The sequence below is a fragment of the Pseudomonas sp. AP19 genome (genome assembly GCF_001728855.1).
Lineage (GTDB): Bacteria > Pseudomonadota > Gammaproteobacteria > Pseudomonadales > Pseudomonadaceae > Aquipseudomonas > Aquipseudomonas fluorescens.
Window position 1 is genome coordinate 64,493 of record NZ_LXJP01000003.1, and the last position, 18,493, is coordinate 82,985.

General features: G+C 60.4%; 20 protein-coding genes and 1 other RNA gene. 11 read left to right on the top strand and 10 right to left on the bottom strand.

The window, feature by feature from the left end; translation table 11 throughout:
- Positions 1-45 precede the first annotated feature (45 nt).
- A complete protein-coding gene (locus A7D21_RS04105; RefSeq protein WP_053258565.1) occupies positions 46-1,413 on the top strand; it encodes an inorganic triphosphatase in 1,368 nt (455 codons plus the stop codon).
- 112 nt (positions 1,414-1,525) lie between these two features.
- On the opposite strand, the gene A7D21_RS04110 is transcribed toward A7D21_RS04105, so the two are convergent.
- On the bottom strand, positions 1,526-1,996 hold the full coding sequence (locus A7D21_RS04110) for an Lrp/AsnC family transcriptional regulator (protein ID WP_010167872.1): 471 nt from the start codon (positions 1,994-1,996) through the stop codon (positions 1,526-1,528).
- 127 nt (positions 1,997-2,123) lie between these two features.
- Here A7D21_RS04110 and A7D21_RS04115 point away from each other — a divergent pair, with 127 nt between their 5' ends.
- The 6 genes from A7D21_RS04115 to A7D21_RS04140 all read left to right on the top strand — a co-directional run bounded on the left by A7D21_RS04115 (position 2,124) and on the right by A7D21_RS04140 (position 7,381).
- Positions 2,124-2,462 (top strand): hypothetical protein, encoded by a 339-nt coding sequence (locus tag A7D21_RS04115; protein WP_053258566.1) that lies wholly within the window; start codon positions 2,124-2,126, stop codon positions 2,460-2,462.
- 82 nt (positions 2,463-2,544) lie between these two features.
- Complete coding sequence (locus tag A7D21_RS04120; RefSeq protein ID WP_053258567.1) at positions 2,545-4,236, top strand: GspE/PulE family protein; 1,692 nt, start codon at positions 2,545-2,547, stop codon at positions 4,234-4,236.
- A 78-nt stretch (positions 4,237-4,314) separates the two neighbouring features.
- A complete protein-coding gene (locus A7D21_RS04125; RefSeq protein ID WP_053258568.1) occupies positions 4,315-5,235 on the top strand; it encodes an SPFH domain-containing protein in 921 nt (306 codons plus the stop codon).
- Positions 5,236-5,245: 10 nt separating this feature from the next.
- The gene (locus A7D21_RS04130) at positions 5,246-5,692 is read left to right on the top strand and encodes an NfeD family protein (protein ID WP_053258569.1); all 447 of its coding nucleotides are present in this window, start codon (positions 5,246-5,248) and stop codon (positions 5,690-5,692) included.
- Between the two features lie 69 nt (positions 5,693-5,761).
- Positions 5,762-6,076, top strand: coding sequence for a DUF2388 domain-containing protein (locus tag A7D21_RS04135; RefSeq protein WP_043046966.1), 315 nt, complete (start codon positions 5,762-5,764; stop codon positions 6,074-6,076).
- Between the two features lie 162 nt (positions 6,077-6,238).
- Positions 6,239-7,381, top strand: a complete 1,143-nt coding sequence (locus A7D21_RS04140) for a DegT/DnrJ/EryC1/StrS aminotransferase family protein (RefSeq protein ID WP_069551132.1) — start codon at positions 6,239-6,241, stop codon at positions 7,379-7,381.
- Between the two features lie 145 nt (positions 7,382-7,526).
- On the opposite strand, the gene gcvH is transcribed toward A7D21_RS04140, so the two are convergent.
- From gcvH to A7D21_RS04185, 9 genes are all read right to left on the bottom strand, one after another.
- Positions 7,527-7,910 (bottom strand): glycine cleavage system protein GcvH, encoded by a 384-nt coding sequence (gcvH, locus tag A7D21_RS04145; RefSeq protein ID WP_053258571.1) that lies wholly within the window; start codon positions 7,908-7,910, stop codon positions 7,527-7,529.
- A gap of 51 nt (positions 7,911-7,961) precedes the next feature.
- Positions 7,962-9,044 carry a glycine cleavage system aminomethyltransferase GcvT gene (gcvT, locus tag A7D21_RS04150; protein WP_053258572.1) on the bottom strand — a complete coding sequence of 361 codons (1,083 nt, stop codon included), beginning with the start codon at positions 9,042-9,044 and terminating at the stop codon, positions 7,962-7,964.
- A gap of 156 nt (positions 9,045-9,200) precedes the next feature.
- Positions 9,201-10,817: an iron ABC transporter permease gene (locus tag A7D21_RS04155; RefSeq protein WP_069551133.1), complete on the bottom strand. Its 1,617-nt coding sequence runs from the start codon at positions 10,815-10,817 to the stop codon at positions 9,201-9,203.
- A gap of 161 nt (positions 10,818-10,978) precedes the next feature.
- Complete coding sequence (locus A7D21_RS04160; RefSeq protein WP_053258574.1) at positions 10,979-11,983, bottom strand: extracellular solute-binding protein; 1,005 nt, start codon at positions 11,981-11,983, stop codon at positions 10,979-10,981.
- Between the two features lie 159 nt (positions 11,984-12,142).
- Positions 12,143-13,360 carry a 2-octaprenyl-3-methyl-6-methoxy-1,4-benzoquinol hydroxylase gene (locus A7D21_RS04165; protein WP_167422788.1) on the bottom strand — a complete coding sequence of 406 codons (1,218 nt, stop codon included), beginning with the start codon at positions 13,358-13,360 and terminating at the stop codon, positions 12,143-12,145.
- A 9-nt stretch (positions 13,361-13,369) separates the two neighbouring features.
- Entirely contained in the window at positions 13,370-13,855 is a 486-nt protein-coding gene (locus tag A7D21_RS04170) for a DUF4442 domain-containing protein (protein WP_069551134.1), read from the bottom strand.
- Positions 13,848-15,035, bottom strand: a complete 1,188-nt coding sequence (gene ubiH, locus A7D21_RS04175; protein WP_053258577.1) for a 2-octaprenyl-6-methoxyphenyl hydroxylase — start codon at positions 15,033-15,035, stop codon at positions 13,848-13,850. The genes A7D21_RS04170 and ubiH overlap by 8 nt, the downstream gene beginning before the upstream one ends.
- A complete protein-coding gene (gene pepP, locus A7D21_RS04180) occupies positions 15,032-16,354 on the bottom strand; it encodes a Xaa-Pro aminopeptidase (protein ID WP_053258578.1) in 1,323 nt (440 codons plus the stop codon). The genes ubiH and pepP overlap by 4 nt, the downstream gene beginning before the upstream one ends.
- 20 nt (positions 16,355-16,374) lie before the next feature.
- Positions 16,375-16,932, bottom strand: coding sequence for a YecA family protein (locus tag A7D21_RS04185; RefSeq protein WP_053258579.1), 558 nt, complete (start codon positions 16,930-16,932; stop codon positions 16,375-16,377).
- A 138-nt stretch (positions 16,933-17,070) separates the two neighbouring features.
- Here A7D21_RS04185 and A7D21_RS04190 point away from each other — a divergent pair, with 138 nt between their 5' ends.
- The 4 genes from A7D21_RS04190 to A7D21_RS04205 all read left to right on the top strand — a co-directional run bounded on the left by A7D21_RS04190 (position 17,071) and on the right by A7D21_RS04205 (position 18,491).
- Positions 17,071-17,280: a TIGR02449 family protein gene (locus tag A7D21_RS04190; RefSeq protein ID WP_003177365.1), complete on the top strand. Its 210-nt coding sequence runs from the start codon at positions 17,071-17,073 to the stop codon at positions 17,278-17,280.
- On the top strand, positions 17,277-17,594 hold the full coding sequence (locus tag A7D21_RS04195; protein WP_005792389.1) for a cell division protein ZapA: 318 nt from the start codon (positions 17,277-17,279) through the stop codon (positions 17,592-17,594). The genes A7D21_RS04190 and A7D21_RS04195 overlap by 4 nt, the downstream gene beginning before the upstream one ends.
- A gap of 30 nt (positions 17,595-17,624) precedes the next feature.
- A non-coding RNA gene (gene ssrS, locus A7D21_RS04200) (6S RNA) lies at positions 17,625-17,803 on the top strand.
- 58 nt (positions 17,804-17,861) lie between these two features.
- On the top strand, positions 17,862-18,491 hold the full coding sequence (locus A7D21_RS04205) for a 5-formyltetrahydrofolate cyclo-ligase (protein WP_053258580.1): 630 nt from the start codon (positions 17,862-17,864) through the stop codon (positions 18,489-18,491).
- The last annotated feature ends 2 nt before the right edge of the window (positions 18,492-18,493 follow it).

Sequence of the window (18,493 nt, forward strand, 5' to 3'; positions counted from 1 at the left end):
CCACTCTTTTCCCCGGCTGCGCTCCCGATCCTGGATTTTCCGGCCATGCAGAAAGAAACCGAAATCAAGCTCCGCGTCAGCCGCGAAACCCTCGCCGCGCTGCGTGAGCACCCGCTACTGAAAAAACGCAACAAAAGTGGCTGGGAACGCCGTGAGTTGATGAACCAGTATTTCGACACCCCCGAGCGCGACCTGGCCCAGGCCAAAGTCGCCCTGCGCCTGCGCAAGGACGGTGACGAAATCATCCAGACCCTCAAGACCCGTGGCCAAAGCGTCGCCGGTTTGTCGGAACGCAACGAGTTCAACTGGGACCTGCCCAAAGCCAAGCTCGACGTGAAGAAACTCGACGGCGAGTGCTGGCCCGAGCAACTGGCCGAGCTGGACAAAAAGACCCTGAAGCCGATTTTCACCACCGATTTCGTGCGTGAGCGCGCTGAAATCGCCTGGGGACGTGGCAAGACCAAGGTGGTCATCGAAGCCGCCCTGGACTTGGGCCATGTGGTCGTCGGCAAGCAGAAAGAAGAAATCTGCGAGCTGGAACTGGAACTGCGCGAAGGTGAACCGGCTGCCCTGCTGGAACTCGCCGCCGAACTGGCCGCCACCCTGGCACTGATGCCCTGCGATATCAGCAAAGCCGAGCGTGGTTACCGCTTGTACGACGCCAACAGCTACTCGCTGAGCCTGCCGGCGCCGCAGATCCAAGCCGAAATGCCGTTGGACGACGCTTTCGCCGCCATCATGTGGCACCTGCTGGGCAGCAGCCAGCGCCTGGCCGAACAATACCGTTTCAACGGCCACTGGCGCCTGCTGCAGGACTGGGTCGACAACCTCGGCGAACTGCGCGCCCTGATCGGCAGCCTCGGCCAGGCCGCTCCGCGTCAATCCACCAGTGAACTGCGCAGCGCGCTGGATGCGTTGCTGGAAGACTGGCGCCCGCTGGTCCAGGCCGGTGATGACGACGAAGACATTCGCAAAGCCGCACCGGAACAATTCGCTGAAGAGCTGGAAGACGTGCGCTGGGGCTTGTTCTCGCTGAACACCTCGCGCTGGCTGCTGGCACGCACCTGGACCACCGACCGCAACGTGCGTGGCAACCGCCAGGGCGCCGCGCAAATCACCAACTGGCTACCGCGCCTGCTGGCTGACGATGCCGTCGCCCTGCAACTGCCGCGCTATCAGCAGCAACCGGAAGACCTGGCCGAGCAACTGCCGCGTATCGAGCGCATCCAGGCCTGGCTGCATCACGCGCGCCACGTGGTGGATATTCCGGAACTGGACCGTTTGTACGGCGAGCTGAACAAGCTGGCGCTGCTGGCCAACCAGCCGATCACCGACGAGTCGCTGGATGCGCGCATGCATCAGGCGATTGCGGTGTATCAAAACCGTGCCTGGAAAACGTTGCTGCGCCTGTAAAACCGAGCAATTCGGTCAAATGTGGGAGCGGGCTTGCTCGCGAAAGCGGTGGATCAGTCAACTTCTTGGTGGCTGACACGCCGCATTCGCGAGCAAGCCCGCTCCCACACGGTCAGCGCAATACAGGCAGGCTGGTAGTGGACTTGATCTCGGATAAAGCCACGATCGAGTTGACCTCCTGAATCCCCGGCACCATCGACAGCTTCTCGAAGAAAAACCGCTCGTACGCCTCAATGTCCGAGGTGACGATGCGCAGCAGAAAATCCACCGCCCCCATCAGCACGTAACACTCCAACACTTCCGGAAACCCACGGATCGCCTCGGTGAACTCGGTGAAGTTGGATCGGCCGTGGGCGTTGAGTTTTACCTCGGCAAAAATCTGCGTGTTGAGGCCGATTTTCTTGCGGTCGAGCAGCGTTACCTGACCGCGAATCACGCCTTCTTCCTTCAGCCGTTGAATACGCCGCCAGCACGGCGACTGCGACAGCCCCACCTGCTCGGCGATCTGCGCGCTGGACAGTGAGGCGTCCTCTTGCAGCAAGGCCAGGATACGGCGGTCGTAGACGTCCAACTCACTGTGCATAGAAATACCTTTAATAGCGCTTATCTCGAATTGTTTTATTCAACAAATCGCAAATACGCCCCATCTTAGATAAGAAATCTCCCGCAGCGAATGTAAAAATTTCTTCAGTCGAATCTGGAGAATCAGCATGCACGCCGTCGAAACCACACCGCCCTCTGCCCGCGTCGATGCGTGGGCCGTCAACTGCGCCCATTGCCAGGCGCATTATCAGATCGTTGCCGAGGCCGAACCGGATGTGCTGTGCCGCGTGCTCAATTACTTCGCACTGCAGTTCCTGACGCCACAGCAGGTCAATGTGAACCGGGAGGACGACCTGCTGAACATCGACATCGTGATGGACGGTTTGAGCTGGCATCGGGCCCAGGTGATCGGTGAAAAGATTAGAAACCTGATCAGCGTGTGCTCGCTGGACGTGTGGCCGGCCGATTCCCTGCGGCCTCAGGCGGTGACGGCGGCCAGTCTGTAAAAGCCTGCAATACACACTGGGCGGTGGATGTTCAGCGACTGGCTAGCCTGGAATTACACCCGACACTGCCCAGGAAATGCCCATGCCCGCTGCCTTGCACGATCACCGATTGGAACTGCAGCAATTGCTGCCTGCGCTGGTCGAGCAAAAGCTGATTTCAGCGGAGGTGGCGCAAAGGTTATCGGCGACGCCATCCTCACTGCACCCGCTTGAATGCATCGCAACCGAAGGGTTTTGCCTGGAAACACTGACCCAATGGCTGGCCCGGCATGTCGGGCAGCCTTATCTGCGCATCGACCCGCTCAAGATCGACGTGGCGACGGTAGTGCCCTTGATGTCCCACGCCTTCGCGCAGCGCCACGCGATCCTTGCGGTAGCCGTGGATGCGCAAACCGTCACCGTCGCCAGCGCCCAGCCCCATGTCAGCGGATGGGAAGCCGGGCTGGCGCAGGTGCTGAAACGCTCGATCAAGCGCGTGGTCGCCAACCCCAAGGACATTCAGCGCTGCATTGGCGAGTTTTACCGGCTGGCCCAGTCCGTCAGCGGCGCAGATCAAAAGGTAACGGTGGCCAGCAACTTCGAACTGCTCAACCTCGGCGCCAGCGAGCAGGAGCCGGATGCCAATGACGCGCATATCGTCAATATCGTCGACTGGCTGTTGCAGTACGCCTTTGGCCAAAGGGCCAGCGATATCCACATAGAACCGTGTCGCGACCAGGGCCGGGTGCGTTTTCGCATCGACGGGCTGTTGCACGATGTGTATCAATTTCCGCCTCAGGTCACGATGGCGGTCGTCAGCCGCCTGAAAAGCCTGGGCCGGATGAATGTCGCGCAAAAGCGCCAACCCCAGGACGGCCGGGTCAAGACCAAAAGCCCGGAGGGCGCTGAGGTGGAACTGCGCCTTTCAACCCTGCCGACCGCGTTTGGCGAAAAACTGGTGATGCGTATTTTCGATCCACAGGTGCTGATCAAGGATTTTGACCAACTGGGCTTATCCGTCGAGGACCAACAACGGTGGCACGCCATGACCCGCCAGGCCAACGGCATCATCCTGGTTACCGGGCCTACCGGCTCGGGCAAGACCAGCACCCTCTACACCACGCTCAAGCAACTGGCGACCCGCGAGGTCAACCTGTGCACGGTGGAAGATCCGATCGAAATGATTGAGCCCGCCTTCAACCAGATGCAAGTGCACCACAACATCGACCTGACCTTCGCCAGCGGTATCCGCGCGCTGCTGCGTCAAGACCCGGACATCATCATGATCGGTGAGATTCGCGACCAGGAAACGGCCGAAATGGCGATCCAGGCCGCACTGACCGGACATCTGGTGCTATCGACTCTCCACACCAACGATGCTCCCAGCGCCATCAGTCGTTTGCAGGAACTGGGCATTGCTCATTATTTGATCAAGGCTACGCTGATAGGCGTAATGGCACAGCGTTTGGTAAGGCTTTTGTGCCCTCATTGCAAACGCGCGGTGAATGCGCCGGAACCGGTTCACGAAGCGATTGGCTGCGGGGAGTGTCGCGACAGCGGCTACCAAGGCCGTGCCGGGCTCTACGAAATCATGGTGATGGACGAGACGCTCAAGGCGCTGATCACGCCCGGCGCCGATGTGCAGGCTCTACGCCGGGCATCACTTGGGCAAGGCATGCGCACGCTGCGAATGGCCGGTATCGACAAAGTGCACGCCGGGCTGACCACCCTCGCAGAAGTATTACGGGTAACGCCTGGGGATTCAGAAACAAATGATTGGGTGGTTGCGCCGTGAAACCGTCCCTATCCGTGAGCAGACCGTTACACTCGATCGCACATCCGCTTCACTGACACCATCAGATAGGGAATCGCTATGCAGATCGGAACCGTACTGCTTCTATTCGTGGGTTTGGCCGTGGCCATCCTGTTCATGGGTTTTAAAGTGGTGCCCCAGGGCTACCAATGGACCGTCGAGCGCTTCGGCCGCTACACCAACACCCTCAAACCCGGCCTCAACATCATCATTCCGATCATGGACCGCATTGGTCGCAAGATGAACGTGATGGAAAGCGTGCTGGATATCCCGCCTCAGGAAGTCATCACCGCCGATAACGCCACTGTGCAGATTGACGCCGTGTGCTTCTTCCAGGTGGTCAACACTGCCCAGGCCGCCTATGAGGTCAACAACCTCGAACATGCTATTCGTAACTTGCTGCAAACCAATATCCGCACCGTGCTCGGCTCCATGGAACTGGATGCGATGTTGAGCCAGCGTGACGGCATCAATGAGAAACTGCTGCGTACCGTGGATGAAGCGACGGCACCGTGGGGCATCAAGATCACCCGGATCGAGATCAAGGACATCAGCCCGCCTGCCGACCTGATGGCCGCCATGTCCGGCCAGATGAAAGCCGAGCGGATCAAGCGTGCGCAGATTCTGGAGGCCGAAGGCCTGCGCGCATCGGCGATCCTGACTGCCGAAGGCAAGAAGCAGGCGCAGATCCTTGAGGCCGAGGGCAGCCGTCAGGCGGCTTTCCTGGAGTCTGAAGCCCGCGAGCGTCAGGCCGAAGCCGAAGCCCGCGCCACCCAAGTGGTTTCCGAGGCAATCGCCTCGGGCAACGTGCAGGCGGTTAACTACTTCGTCGCGCAAAAATACATCGATGCCTTGGGCAAGCTGGCTTCGGCCAACAACAGCAAAGTCATCCTGATGCCGCTGGAGGCCAGCCAGGTGATTGGCGCAGTCGGTGGCATCGGCGAAATCGTCAAGGCAACCTTCGACAACAAGAAAGGCTGAGGCAGTCGCCATGTGGGAATTCCTGCAGCATCTGTCGTTCTGGGATTGGCTGGCACTGGGTACGGTGCTGTTGATTCTTGAAGTGTTCGGCGCCGGTGGCTACCTGCTGTGGATGGGGATCGCCGCCGCGGCCGTAGGCGTTATCAAGTTTCTGGTCCCACCGCTCGGGTTGGAATGGCAGCTGCTGCTATTCGCTGTCTTGTCGATCCTGACCGCCGTGTACTGGTGGAGACGCCAGCGCAGCAGCGCCAAGGTCAGCGACCAGCCGGGGCTGAACATGCGCGGCTCGGAACTGATTGGTCGCACATTTGTGGTGCATCAGGCGATCGTCGATGGCCGGGGCAAGATAAAAGTCGGCGATGGCGTGTGGATGGTGACCGGTCCGGACAGCCCCGTAGGCGCTCAAGTGCGTGTCATTGGTCAGCATGGCGTGGTTTTACAGGTCGAAACTGTTTAGTCAGTGATGGAACTCGATTGGGCTAACTACAATCAAACTGTTCAGATAACCCAGTCGGAGTCACCCATCATGCGTCTCAAATATGCTGTCGCAACCCTTGCTGTGCTTTCCCTCCCTGTCGGCTCAGCCATGGCCGACAGTTTCTGGCGCAACGTCATCTCATCGGGCGCCACTACCGGCTCGACGTACCTGACCTTCAAGGACCACAAGCTGGTGGTCGCCGCCCAGGATGACGCAGGCAGCTTTGTTGCCAGCGACGGCGGCATCCGCGGCCCGTACCTGGAAGCTGCCATGCAGAAAGTGCGCGCTGACAACCCTGGCCTCAAGGCCACAGATATGGAGTTGGCCAACGCCATCCTCGCGAAAAACGCTGTTACCGAGTAACCGCGCCCGATAAAAAATGCCGCTTTCCCAAGCGGCATTTTTTTGTCCATAACATGACGATTCGTTCACGCATGACAGGCTATATTCAGTCAAACCGTGCAACCATGCGGTACTGATACGTCTTTTACTCATCGCCTATCTGAAACGGATGCCTTCGTCGTTATGAGCCAACAGCCCTTTCTGCCGTTTTCCAAACCTACCATTGATGAAGCCACCATCTCGGCGGTCGGCGACGTCCTGCGCTCAGGCTGGATCACCAGCGGGCCAAAAGTACAGGCGTTCGAAGCACAACTGTCGGAATACTTTGGCGGCCGTCCGGTACGGACTTTCAACTCCGGCACCTGCACCATGGAGATTGCCCTGCGCATCGCCGGGATCGGCCCTGGTGACGAAGTCATCACCACCCCTATCTCTTGGGTCGCCACCGCCAACGTCATTCTGGAAGTGGGCGCCACGCCGGTATTTGCCGATATCGACCCGGTCACCCGCAACATCGACCTGGCCCAGGTAGAAGCAGCGATCACCCCACGCACCAAGGCGATCATCCCGGTCTACCTGGCCGGCCTGCCCCTGGATATGCCGATGCTGTATGCACTGGCCAACAAGTACAACCTGCGTATCGTCGAAGACGCCGCCCAGGCCTTGGGTTCCAGCTGGGATGGCGAACGTATCGGTGCAACCGGTGACTTCGTGTCGTTCAGCTTCCAGGCGAACAAGAACATCACCTCTTCCGAGGGCGGTTGCCTGGTGTTGAACAATGCCGAGGAAGCCCGTCTGGCAGAAAAATATCGTCTGCAGGGCGTTACCCGTACCGGTTTTGACGGGCTGGACGTGGATGTGTTGGGCGGCAAGTTCAACATGACCGACATCGCCGCCGCCATCGGCCTGGGGCAATTTGCCCATATCGAGAAGATCACTGCCCATCGCCAGAATCTGGCACGGCACTACTTCAAGTGCTTCGGCAGTGACTTTGAAGAGAGATACGGCGCGCAACTGCCGCCAGCGGATTTCGAAAACAGCAACTGGCACCTGTTCCAGCTGGTACTGCCGGAGCGCCAGGACGGTCTGCCCGCGCGCGCGACCTTCATGGAGCAAATGCAAGCCCACGGCGTCGGCATTGGCTATCACTACCCGCCGATCCACCTGCTGAGCCTGTATCGGGCACAGGGCTTCAAGGAAGGCATGTTCCCGGTGTCGGAGCGTGTTGGGCGTTTGATCGTGTCGTTGCCGATGTTCACGGCGATGACAGAAGCGGACGTGGAACGGTCGGTCGCGGCGGTTAAAGCGGTACTGAAAGCGAGCTAAAGACAAACTGCCAGCTGTCCGCAATCAACTGTGGGAGCTGGCTTGCCTGCGATACAGGCACTGCGGTGATTCAACCACACCGCCGTGATGCTATCGCAGGCAAGCCAGCTCCCACATTGATGTGCGCGGGTCCAACGGCTCGCGGTTACTCGCCGATGGCGGCTTTGTAGCCGGCGGCATCCAGCAGTTTTTCCAGATCAGCCGAGTTGCTTGGCTTGAGCTTGAAGATCCAGGCGCCGTAAGGGTCGGAGTTCAACAGCTCAGGGCTGCCACTCAATTCCTCGTTGACGGCGATCACTTCGCCAGCAATCGGGGCGTAGATATCCGAAGCAGCCTTCACCGACTCAACCACGCCAGCCTGGCCTTCAGCTTTAAACTGGGCGCCAACTTCCGCCAGTTCAACAAACACCACATCACCCAACGCTTCCTGAGCATGGTCGGAGATACCGACGGTCACAGTGCCGTCAGCTTCCAGACGGGCCCATTCGTGACTTTCGGCAAAACGCAGGTCGGCAGGGATATCGCTCATAGTCTGTGTCCTCAAGATGAAATGTCAGCGGCCTTTGGCCTGCCGGAATAGTTAGATCAGGGTTTTGCCATGGCGCACGAAGGTCGGTTTGACCACTCGAACCGGGTACCACTTACCGCGGATTTCCACTTCGGCCCGATCGGCAGTGGCCGTCGGTACACGCGCCAGTGCAATGGATTTGCTCAGCGTAGGAGAGAAACTACCACTGGTGATCTCTCCTTCGCCAACATTGGCGATACGAACCACTTGGTGAGCACGTAAAACCCCACGCTCCTCCAGCACCAGACCGACCAATTTGTAGCGCACACCGCCTGCTTTTTCCGCCTCGAGGGCGGCACGGCCGATGAATTGGCGGTCGGCAGGCTCCCAGGCAATACTCCAGGCCATATTGGCCGCCAGGGGCGAAACCGCCTGGTGAATATCCTGGCCATACAGATTCATGCCGGCCTCCAGGCGCAGGGTATCGCGGGCGCCAAGGCCAATGGGTGAAATGCCGGCGCCGACCAGGTCATTGAAAAAACCCGGAGCCTGAGCGGCAGGCAGGACAATTTCCAAGCCATCTTCACCGGTGTAACCCGTACGCGCGATAAACCAATCGCCGTCGACCTGGCCTTCAAACGGCTTGAGCTGATGGATCAGCGTGCCGCGAGACTGGGTGACCAATTCGGCGATTTTCTGCCGGGCATGCGGCCCTTGAATGGCAAGCATCGCCAACTCGGACCGCTCATGCAGTTGCACCGCGTAGCTGCCCAACTGTGCCTGCATCCAGGCCATATCCTGATCACGGGTGGCTGCGTTGACCACCAACCGGTAACCCGTCTCGGTGCGGTAGACGATCATGTCGTCCACTACGCCGCCTTGCTCATTGAGCATGGCGCTGTAAAGCGCACGGCCGCAGCCATGCAAACGATCGACATCATTGGCCAGCAGGTGCTGGAGCCATTCCTTGGCCTGAAGGCCTGTGACATCAATCACGGTCATATGAGATACATCGAACACCCCGCAGTCGCGTCGCACCTGATGGTGTTCTTCAACTTGCGAGCCGTAATGCAGAGGCATATCCCAACCGCCAAAATCGACCATTTTCGCGCCGAGGGCGAGATGCAGGTCATACAGAGGCGTACGCTGTCCCATGGGTTTCTCCTTCCGGGCTTGGCGAAGATGCGCAGAGTTACCATTTGCGCTGAACACCTTGTATTACCAGGCCTGCAGCGACATTTAGCGACTCGCCCCGAAAGACGGAGCGCACCGAATGCCGCGCATTGTAGCCGCAAGCCGTAGGACTGGCACCTAACCGATTTGTCGTGCAGAGCGTCGGATCAGGCCGATCACCGGCAACAGGCCCACCAACACCAGTGTCAGCGCCGGCAACGACGCCCGCGCCCATTCCCCTTCACTGGTCATTTCAAAGATCCGTACCGCCAGCGTGTCCCAGCCAAACGGGCGCATCAGCAGGGTCGCCGGCATTTCCTTGAGCACATCGACGAACACCAGCAGCGCCGCGCTCAATGTCCCCGGCAGCAATAGCGGCAGATACACTTTGCAAAACAGTCGTGGCCCACTGACGCCGAGGCTGCGCGCCGCTTCCGGTAAAGACGGTCGGATTCGCGCCAGGCTGTTTTCCAGCGGCCCATAGGCCACCGCCAGAAAACGCACCAGATACGCCAGGACCAGCGCCGACAGGCTGCCAAGCAACAAAGGCTTGCCAGCGCCGCCGAGCCAACCTGACAACGGCACTACCAGCTCACGGTCCAAGTAGCTGAACGCCAGCATGATCGACACCGCCAGTACCGAGCCCGGCAAGGCATAGCCGACGTTGGCCAAGCTGATTCCGGAGCGAATCGCGCGCGTAGGCGCCAGGCGATTGGCAAAGGCCAATATCAACGCAACGCTGACCGTGATCAGGGCAGCGATACCGCCCAGGTAGAGGGTGTGAACGATCAAGCCGGTATAACGCTCATCCAGATCGAACCGACCGTGCTGCCAGAACCAGGCGACCAGTTGCAGCATCGGGATAACAAAGGCACAGGCAAACACCAAACCACACCAAGCACTGGCCGCTGCGGCCTTTAACCCGCGCAGGTGATACAGCGCCTTGCCGCGCGGCCGCTCATTGCCCGCGCGGCTGGCACCTCGGGCACGTCGTTCGCCGTACAACACCAGCATGACCACCAGCAGCAACAGGCTGGCGAGTTGGGCAGCGCTGGAAAGGCTGAAAAAGCCGTACCACGTCTTGTAGATAGCGGTGGTAAAGGTGTCGAAATTGAATACCGAGACTGCGCCGAAATCTGCCAGGGTCTCCATCAACGCCAATGCTACGCCAGCACCAATCGCCGGGCGCGCCATGGGCAGCGCGACGTGCCAGAACGCTTGCCAGGGTGACTGGCCAAGCACGCGCGCCGCCTCCATCAGGCCTTTGCCCTGAGCCAAAAACGCGGTGCGCGCGAGAAGATAGACATAGGGGTAGAACACCAGCACCAACACGATGATCACACCGCCAGTGGAACGCACGCGCGGCAGACGCAGACTGCTGCCCCACCAATCGCGCAGCAGGGTTTGTACCGGGCCTGCGAAATCGAGCAGGCCGACAAACACAAAGGCCAGCACGTAGGCGGGAATAGCGAAGGGCAACATCAGCGCCCAGTCGAGCCAGCGCCGCCCGGGAAATTCGCAGAGGCTGGTCAGCCACGCCAGGCTCACGCCCAGCAGCGTCACACCGACACCGACGCCCAACACCAGGGTCAGCGTGTTGCCCAGCAGACGTGGCATCTGCGTGTCCCACAGGTGCGCCCAGATCTGTGTGTCGATGCTTTGCCAGGACAGCAACAGCACGCTCAGCGGCAGCAGTACCAGAGCGGCGACGGTGAAGACCGGCAGGTACCAGCGGCGTTGGGCGGGGTGGGCCAATGAAAAATTCTCAGAATGTCAGTTGTCTTGAAAACACCACCAACCCATGCAGGAACGGGCGTGCTCGCGAAAGAGGTGTATCAGTCACACATGTATCGACTGACACGACGCCTTCGCGAGCACACCCGCTCCCACATGTTGATCAGCGGCGTTCTAAAATTTTAGTTCCAGCCGGCGCGGTCCATCAGGCGAATGGCCTCAGCCTGGCGCTTGCCTGCCACCTCCACCGGCAAGGTATCGGCGATGAACTTGCCCCAGGTCGCTACTTCCGCTGATGGCGGCACGGCGGGGTTAGCCGGGAACTCCTGGTTCACATCGGCAAAAATCTTCTGCGCCTCAGCCGTAGTCATCCACTCCACCAGGGCCTTGGCAGCCTCCGGGTGCGGTGCGTGCTTGGTCAGGCCAATGCCCGACAGGTTGACGTGTACGCCACGGTCGCCCTGGTTCGGCCAGAACAGCTTCACCGCCAGGTCCGGCTTCTGCTTGTGCAGGCGACCATAGTAGTAGGTGTTGACGATACCCACGTCGCACTGCCCGGCGTTGATGGCTTCGAGCACTGCGATGTCATCGGAGAACACGTCGGTGGACAGGTTGTTGACCCAGCCTTTGACGATTTCTTCAGTCTTGGCCGCGCCATGGGTTTCGATCAGGGTGGCCGTCAGCGACTGGTTGTAGACCTTTTTCGCTGTGCGCAGGCACAGTCGACCTTCCCACTGCTTGTCGGCCAGGGCTTCATAGGTGGTCAAGTCGCCCGGTTTTACGCGGTCAGTGGAATAGGCGATGGTCCGCGCACGCAGGCTAAGGCCAGTCCATGCGTGGCTGGAGGCGCGGTATTGCAGGGGAATGTTCTTGTCGATCACCGCAGAGGTGAACGGTTGCAGGATGCCCATTTGCTCGGCCTGCCAGAGGTTGCCGGCGTCGACGGTCAGCAGCAGGTCAGCGGTGGCGTTTTCGCCTTCGGCCTTGATCCGCTGCATCAGCGGGGCTTCCTTGTCGGTGATGAACTTCACCTGCACCCCGGTTTTCTGGGTGTAGGCGTCGAACACCGGCTTGATCAGTTCGTCGATACGCGAGGAGTAGACCACGACTTCGTCGGCCGCCTGCACGGTGGTGCTGCCGATAAGGGTGAGTGCCAGGGCAGTCAGGAGGCGCTTGGGTGCCAACATGGGTGCGGTCTCTCATTTGCAAAAAGAAGGCAAATGATAAGGACTCACATTTGGTAGCGCTCGGTGGAGGCGTTACCAGATGTTGCATGGCCGGATTGGCGCGAGCGCTGATGGCCTCATCGCGGGCAAGCCCGGCTCCCACAGCGACTGCATTTCAAGTCAGGGCTTGGCCAGCTCCGGCAGATCGCCCGTCAACCCCAGGGCCTGACGTACAAAAACCGCTTTGGCTTCGGGCATCTGGTCGACCATTTTCAACCCGGCGTTGCGCAGCCAGCGTAAAGGCAGTTGATCGGCCTGGAACAACCGCTCAAAACCTTCCATCGCCGCCATCAGCGCCAGGTTGTGCGGCATGCGCCGGCGCTCATAGCGGCTCAGCACCTTCACATCGGCCAGGCGCTCGCCGCGCTCGGTGGCCGCCAACAACACTTCGGCCAGCACTGCTGCATCGAGAAACCCCAGGTTCACGCCTTGCCCCGCCAACGGGTGGATCACATGCGCGGCATCGCCGATCAACGCCAGGCCTTCGGCCACATAGCGCTTGGCGTGGCGTTGACGCAAGGGCACACAAACGCGCGGGTCGGCGCTGATCACTGTGCCGAGCCGCCCTTCAAAGGCGCGCTCCAGTTCACGGCAAAAGCTGTCGTCATCCAGCGCCATCAAGCGCTCGGATTCCGCCGGGGTGGTCGACCAGACGATCGAACACCACTCCTCTTGCCCCTCCCGTACCAGCGGTAAAAATGCCAGCGGGCCGCTATCGGTGAAGCGTTGCCATGCCGTGCGCTGGTGAGCCTGGCTGCTGCGCACGCTGGTGACGATGGCGTTATGCAGGTAATCCCACTCGCGCGTCGCGGTGCCGGTCAGGCGGCGCACAGCGGAGTTGGCACCGTCGGCGGCAACCACCAGCGGTGCACGCAATTTGCGGCCGTCGGCCAAGGTCAGCAGCCAGTCATCACCGGAGCGACGCATCTGTTCCAGGCGCGCATTGGCCAGCAAGCCCAAGTCGCAATCGTGCAGACGGTCCAGCAACGCGTCCTGAACCACGCGGTTCTCGACGATATGCCCCAGCACTTCGGCGTGCACGCTGGCCGCTGAAAAGTGGATTTGCCCCGTGCCGCTGCCGTCCCACACCTGCATCTCGCCATAGGGGCTGGCGCGCCGCGACACAATGCCGTCCCACACGCCCAGGCGCTCGAGGATGCGCTGGCTGGCGGCCGACAAGGCACTCACGCGGGGCTCGAAGGCTGCGTCCTGATCGAACGGCTTGACGCTCAGCGGGCTGCCATCGAGCAGCAGCACTTGCAGGCCACTGCCCTGCAACGCCAGCGCCAAGGCGCTCCCGACCATTCCGGCCCCGACAATCAGCACATCTGCGCGCATGTCCATGCTTTAAGCCTGTCTCGCTGGCGGCTTGCGCCGCACGTAAAGGGTTTTGTCGACCCGCGCCACCAGGGTGCCGGAGCCGTCATGAATCTGCACCTGAAGCTGGGGCAAGTACTTCTCACCCCCTTCAGTCTGTCGACGAATCTCGTCCAGCAAGGCGTCGTCGATGGAAAATTCGGCGTACACCGGGCCTTTGCCCGGCGAGATGAAATCGATGCTCGCAGCCTTGTCCCAGACGATGTAGTCGCGGCCCAGGTTCTCCATCAACAGCAACATGTAGAACGGATCGACCATCGAGTACAAGCTACCGCCAAATTGCGTGCCGACGTAATTACGGTTGTACCAGCCCAGCCCCATGCGCACTTTGACATGACGAAAGTCAGCGCTCATGTGCTGCACGCTGATCCCCGCCCCGAGATAGGGCGGATAAAGGGTCATGACCCAACGCAACAGCCGCGCTCTACCCAACCGTTGGACCAACCACTTACGCATCGGGGCGCGTACCCAAGCCCATGGCCTGACGGGCGAACCAGCGTTTGGCCGGCGGGAGCAGGTCCAGGCCCAGCAGGCCCATATTGCGCCCCATGGCCACCAAGGGTTGAGCGCTGCCAAACAGGCGCGTGACTTGATCGGAGAACCCCACCGTGAGCTTCTGATCCAGGTGCTGGCGCTCGCGATAACGCTGCAACGTCGCCAGGTCACCCGGCACCGCCGGCCCAGCCAGCAAGGCTTCGGCCAAGGCATTCGCATCGCGCAGGGACAGGTTGAAACCCTGCCCGGCAATCGGGTGCAGGCTGTGAGCCGCATTGCCGAGGACCGCCAGGTGAGAGCGGACTTGTTCTTCCGCCTCCACCAGAGTCAGCGGGTACAAATGACGGGCGCCCACTTGCTTCAGGGTGCCCAGGCGGTAGCCGAACACGCCCTGCAATTCGCTCAAGAAACTGCGTTCATCAAGGTTGGCCAGGCGCTGTGCGTCCATGCCGATGCGGGTCCAGACCAGGGCGCAACGATTGTCCGGCAGCGGCAGCAAGGCCATCGGGCCTTCATCGGTGAAGCGCTCGAAGGCTTCGCCGTTGTGCGCTTCGCTTGGGGTGATGTTGGCGATCAGCGCACTCTGGTTGTACGGGCGTGTTTTTACACCGATGCCTAATTGCTCGCGCAGACCGGAGCGGCCCCCATCGGCCAGCACCGCAAGGTCGCACTCCAATACGGTTTCATCATTGAGGGTCAGGCGATAGCCATCGGGCAGCGGCTCCATGCGCGTGACTTCGGCCGGGCAGCGCCAGCTCACCACTTCTTTGTCCAAACCTTGCCACAGGCATTGGCCGAGCCAGGCGTTTTCCACCACATAACCGAGGGCAGGCACGCCCTCCTCCATCGCGGATAACCGCGCAGTGGAGAAACGCCCACGGTCCGACACATGAATCTGCTTGATCGGCTCGGCGCGGCGGGAGATGGCTTGCCACAGGCCCAAGCGCTGATAAATCTGACGAGCGCCGTAAGACAACGCCGAGGAACGCGCATCGTAGCTCGGCTGATACGTGTCACCCGGCGCAAACGGTTCGATCAGCACAATGTTCCAACCCCGCGCCTTGGCGCCCGCTTGCAACGCCAGCGCCAGGCTCGCACCCACCAGGCCGCCGCCGATGATCGCCAGGTTAACGCGGCTCATCGGGCAGCCGCCATCAGCGCTTCGATCTCGACAACCGTCTTGGGCACGCCGCCGGTCAGGATTTCACAGCCTTGCTTGGTCACCACCACGTCGTCCTCGATGCGCACGCCAATGCCACGCCATTTCTTTGCCACATTCTGGTTGTCCGGCGATATATAGATGCCGGGTTCCACGGTCAACGCCATGCCGACTTCCAACACGCGCCATTCGCCACCGACCTTGTACTCGCCCACATCGTGTACATCCATGCCCAACCAGTGTCCGGCACGGTGCATATAGAAGGTCCGGTACGCTTCGCTGGCGATCAATTCGTCGACATCGCCCTGCAACAGGCCCAGTTTCACCAGCCCGGTGGTAATGACTTTTACCGTCGCCTCATGGGCCTGGTTCCAATGTTTGTTCGGCGCAATTTCGGCAAAGGCCGCTTCCTGGGACGCCAGCACAATCTCGTAAATCGCTTTTTGCTCGGGCGAAAACGTACCGTTGACCGGCCAGGTGCGAGTGATGTCGCTGGCGTAGCAGTCAATCTCACAACCGGCGTCGATCAGCACCAGGTCGCCATCCTTGAGCACTGCGTCATTCTGCTGGTAATGCAGAATGCAGCTGTTGCGCCCGGCGGCGACGATGGAGCCATAGGCCGGCATTTTCGCGCCGCCCTTGCGAAACTCGTAATCCAGCTCGGCTTCCAGGCTGAACTCATACAACCCCGCGCGACTGGCCTGCATGGCCTTCACGTGGGCCGCACAGGAAATTCGTGCGGCCTCGCGCATCACCTTCACTTCTGCCGCCGATTTATACAGGCGCATGTCGTGAAGCAGATGATCCAGGGCAACAAATTCGTTCGGCGGCTGGGCGCCCAGGTGCGCTTTAGAGCGGATCACGTTGATCCACTCCATCACATGCCGGTCGAACTCGGCGTTGCTGCCCATGGCCGAGTAGACCCGGTCGCGGCCTTCGATCAGGCCCGGCAGGATGTCGTCGATATCGGTGATGGGGAATGCATCGTCGGCGCCAAAGTCACGAATCGCGCCTTCGGTGCCGGCACGCAGGCCGTCCCACAATTCGCGCTCGGCGTTGCGTTCGCGGCAGAACAGCACGTACTCGCCATGCTGGCGACCGGGCATCAGCACGATCACCGCTTCGGGCTCGGGAAACCCGCTCAGGTACTGGAAGTCGCTGTCCTGGCGGTAGACGTGCTCGACATCACGATTGCGAATGGCCACGGCGGCGGCCGGCAGAATCGCGATGCTGTTGGGTTCCATCTGCGCCATGAGCGCCTTGCGGCGACGGGTGTATTCCGCTTTCGGGATATGGATCATGGGCAGATGGGCTTCCTTTCTTAGTGCAGCGAAGGCTTGGGTGCAGCCGGTTCAGCGGACTTCTTGGTCTCGGTGAACAGCAGCAGCGGCGCGACGCGCAGGTATTCCATTACTTCCATATAGTCGCCTTCGCCGTCTTCGGACTCTTCCAGGGCATCTTGCACCTGGGAGATCGCCGCCAAGTCTTGCAACACTTCTTTGGCATCAGTGCTCAGTTCCAGGCCGCTGGCGTTCACGCCGAAACCGTGGAGGAAACCCTGGCACCATTGGCCCAGTGCGGCAGCGCGCTCGGTAAGCGGTGCGTCGTCGGTCGGCAGCAGCAGGACCACGGTGACGTCATCACCGGTCAGCTCGCCTTTGACCATCTCTTGCAGGCCAATCAGCGCGTTACGCACGTTCTCGGTCGGTTCGGTTTCCAGCAGCTCGGCCACATCAGCCAGCCAGTTGTCGGCATCGAAGCCAACACCCGTGCAGCTGCGGCCCAACAACACGCCGTGCAGTTCGGCAGGCGAGCAAGGATGACCGCTGGAGCTCAGCAGTTTGGAAAAAGCGTCGTACGGGGAGTTCTGAATAGGCATGGTGAGCTAGGCGCCAGACGGCGCAATGTCTAGAATGAAGCGCTGTATCCTAGCACCGGCAGACGTACCAAGACTATCAAGGGCGTCAGATCGTTTATCCTGCAGTTGCCATTCATCAGACAAATCCAGTGGAACCCAATGGAAGACACCGACCTGCAAGCGCTGATGGCCAGACTCGAATTGCTAATTGATCGGGTCGAGCAACTTAAGAGTCAAAACGGACTCCTATTAGCTCAGGAAAAGACCTGGCGCGAGGAACGCGCTCACCTCATTGAAAAAAACGAAATCGCCCGGCGTAAGGTCGAATCGATGATTTCGCGCCTGAAGGCCCTGGAGCAAGACTCATGAGTTCAAGCAATAGCGTTACCGTGCAGATCCTCGACAAAGAATATTCGATCATCTGCCCCCAGGAAGAACGCAGCAACCTGGTGAGCGCTGCCCGCTACCTGGATGGCAAAATGCGTGAAATCCGCAGCAGCGGCAAAGTCATCGGTGCCGACCGCATCGCCGTGATGGCCGCGCTGAACATCACCCACGATCTGCTGCATAAGCAGGAACGGCCTGACGTTCAGGCCAGCGGCTCAACGCGCGAGCAAGTGCGTGACCTGCTGGAACGCGTGGATCTGGTGCTTTCCACTGATTCGGACGCACCCAAGGGCTGATTGCCAACGCTGTTTAAGGTATACTCGCCCCACTCCCTGGCGTGTTTGCCAGTCGGCGATGTCCCTGAGCCGATTCGCACTACCCTGGAAGTTGCACGTTGGGCTGGTGTGCATGTCCGCTAGACGGAAAGCCTTAAAGCCTACTGCATCTTCCACCTTGAACTTTCGGGTTCAAGGGCTAAGTCGACAGCGGCTCTGTCGGGGAGCCTGAATTCCCAAACTCAATGCCAGTCCCAGGACTGGCATTGTTTTATGAGCCGAAAAACCATGACCGAACCTGCGCCGCTTTCCCGCCCGCAACTTCGACGCATGTTGCGCAAGGCCCGCCGCGAGCTGACCCCGAGCGAACAGCGTAAGGCAGCCCAAGGCTTGTATCGGCAACTGGCACAGCAACCGCTGTTTCGCCGCGCCAAACATATCTCTTTGTATCTACCGACGGACGGTGAAATCGATCCGCGCTTGCTGCTGCGCGCCGCTCAGCGGCGGGGCAAGGCCACTTACCTGCCGGTGCTGAGTGCCTGGCCGCGCACCAAGATGGTATTTCAGCGTGTGCGGCCTGGGGATAAGTTGTTGCCCAACCGCTTTCGCATTCTTGAACCGCGCGTGAATGCCAATCGCCAGCGCCCGGTATGGGCACTCGATCTCGTGCTGCTGCCGCTGGTAGGCTTCGATGATGTGGGTGGGCGCCTGGGCATGGGCGGCGGGTTTTATGACCGCAGCCTGGCCTACCTCGCCAGGCGCCAAAGCTGGCGCAAGCCGACGCTGCTGGGGCTGGCCCATGAATGTCAGAAAGTCGAGCGCTTGGCGCAGGCGAGCTGGGACGTGCCACTGGCGGGCACCGTCACCGATAAGCAGTGGTATGTCGCAGAAGCGTCGCTGGAGTCAACGACGCCTTGAAA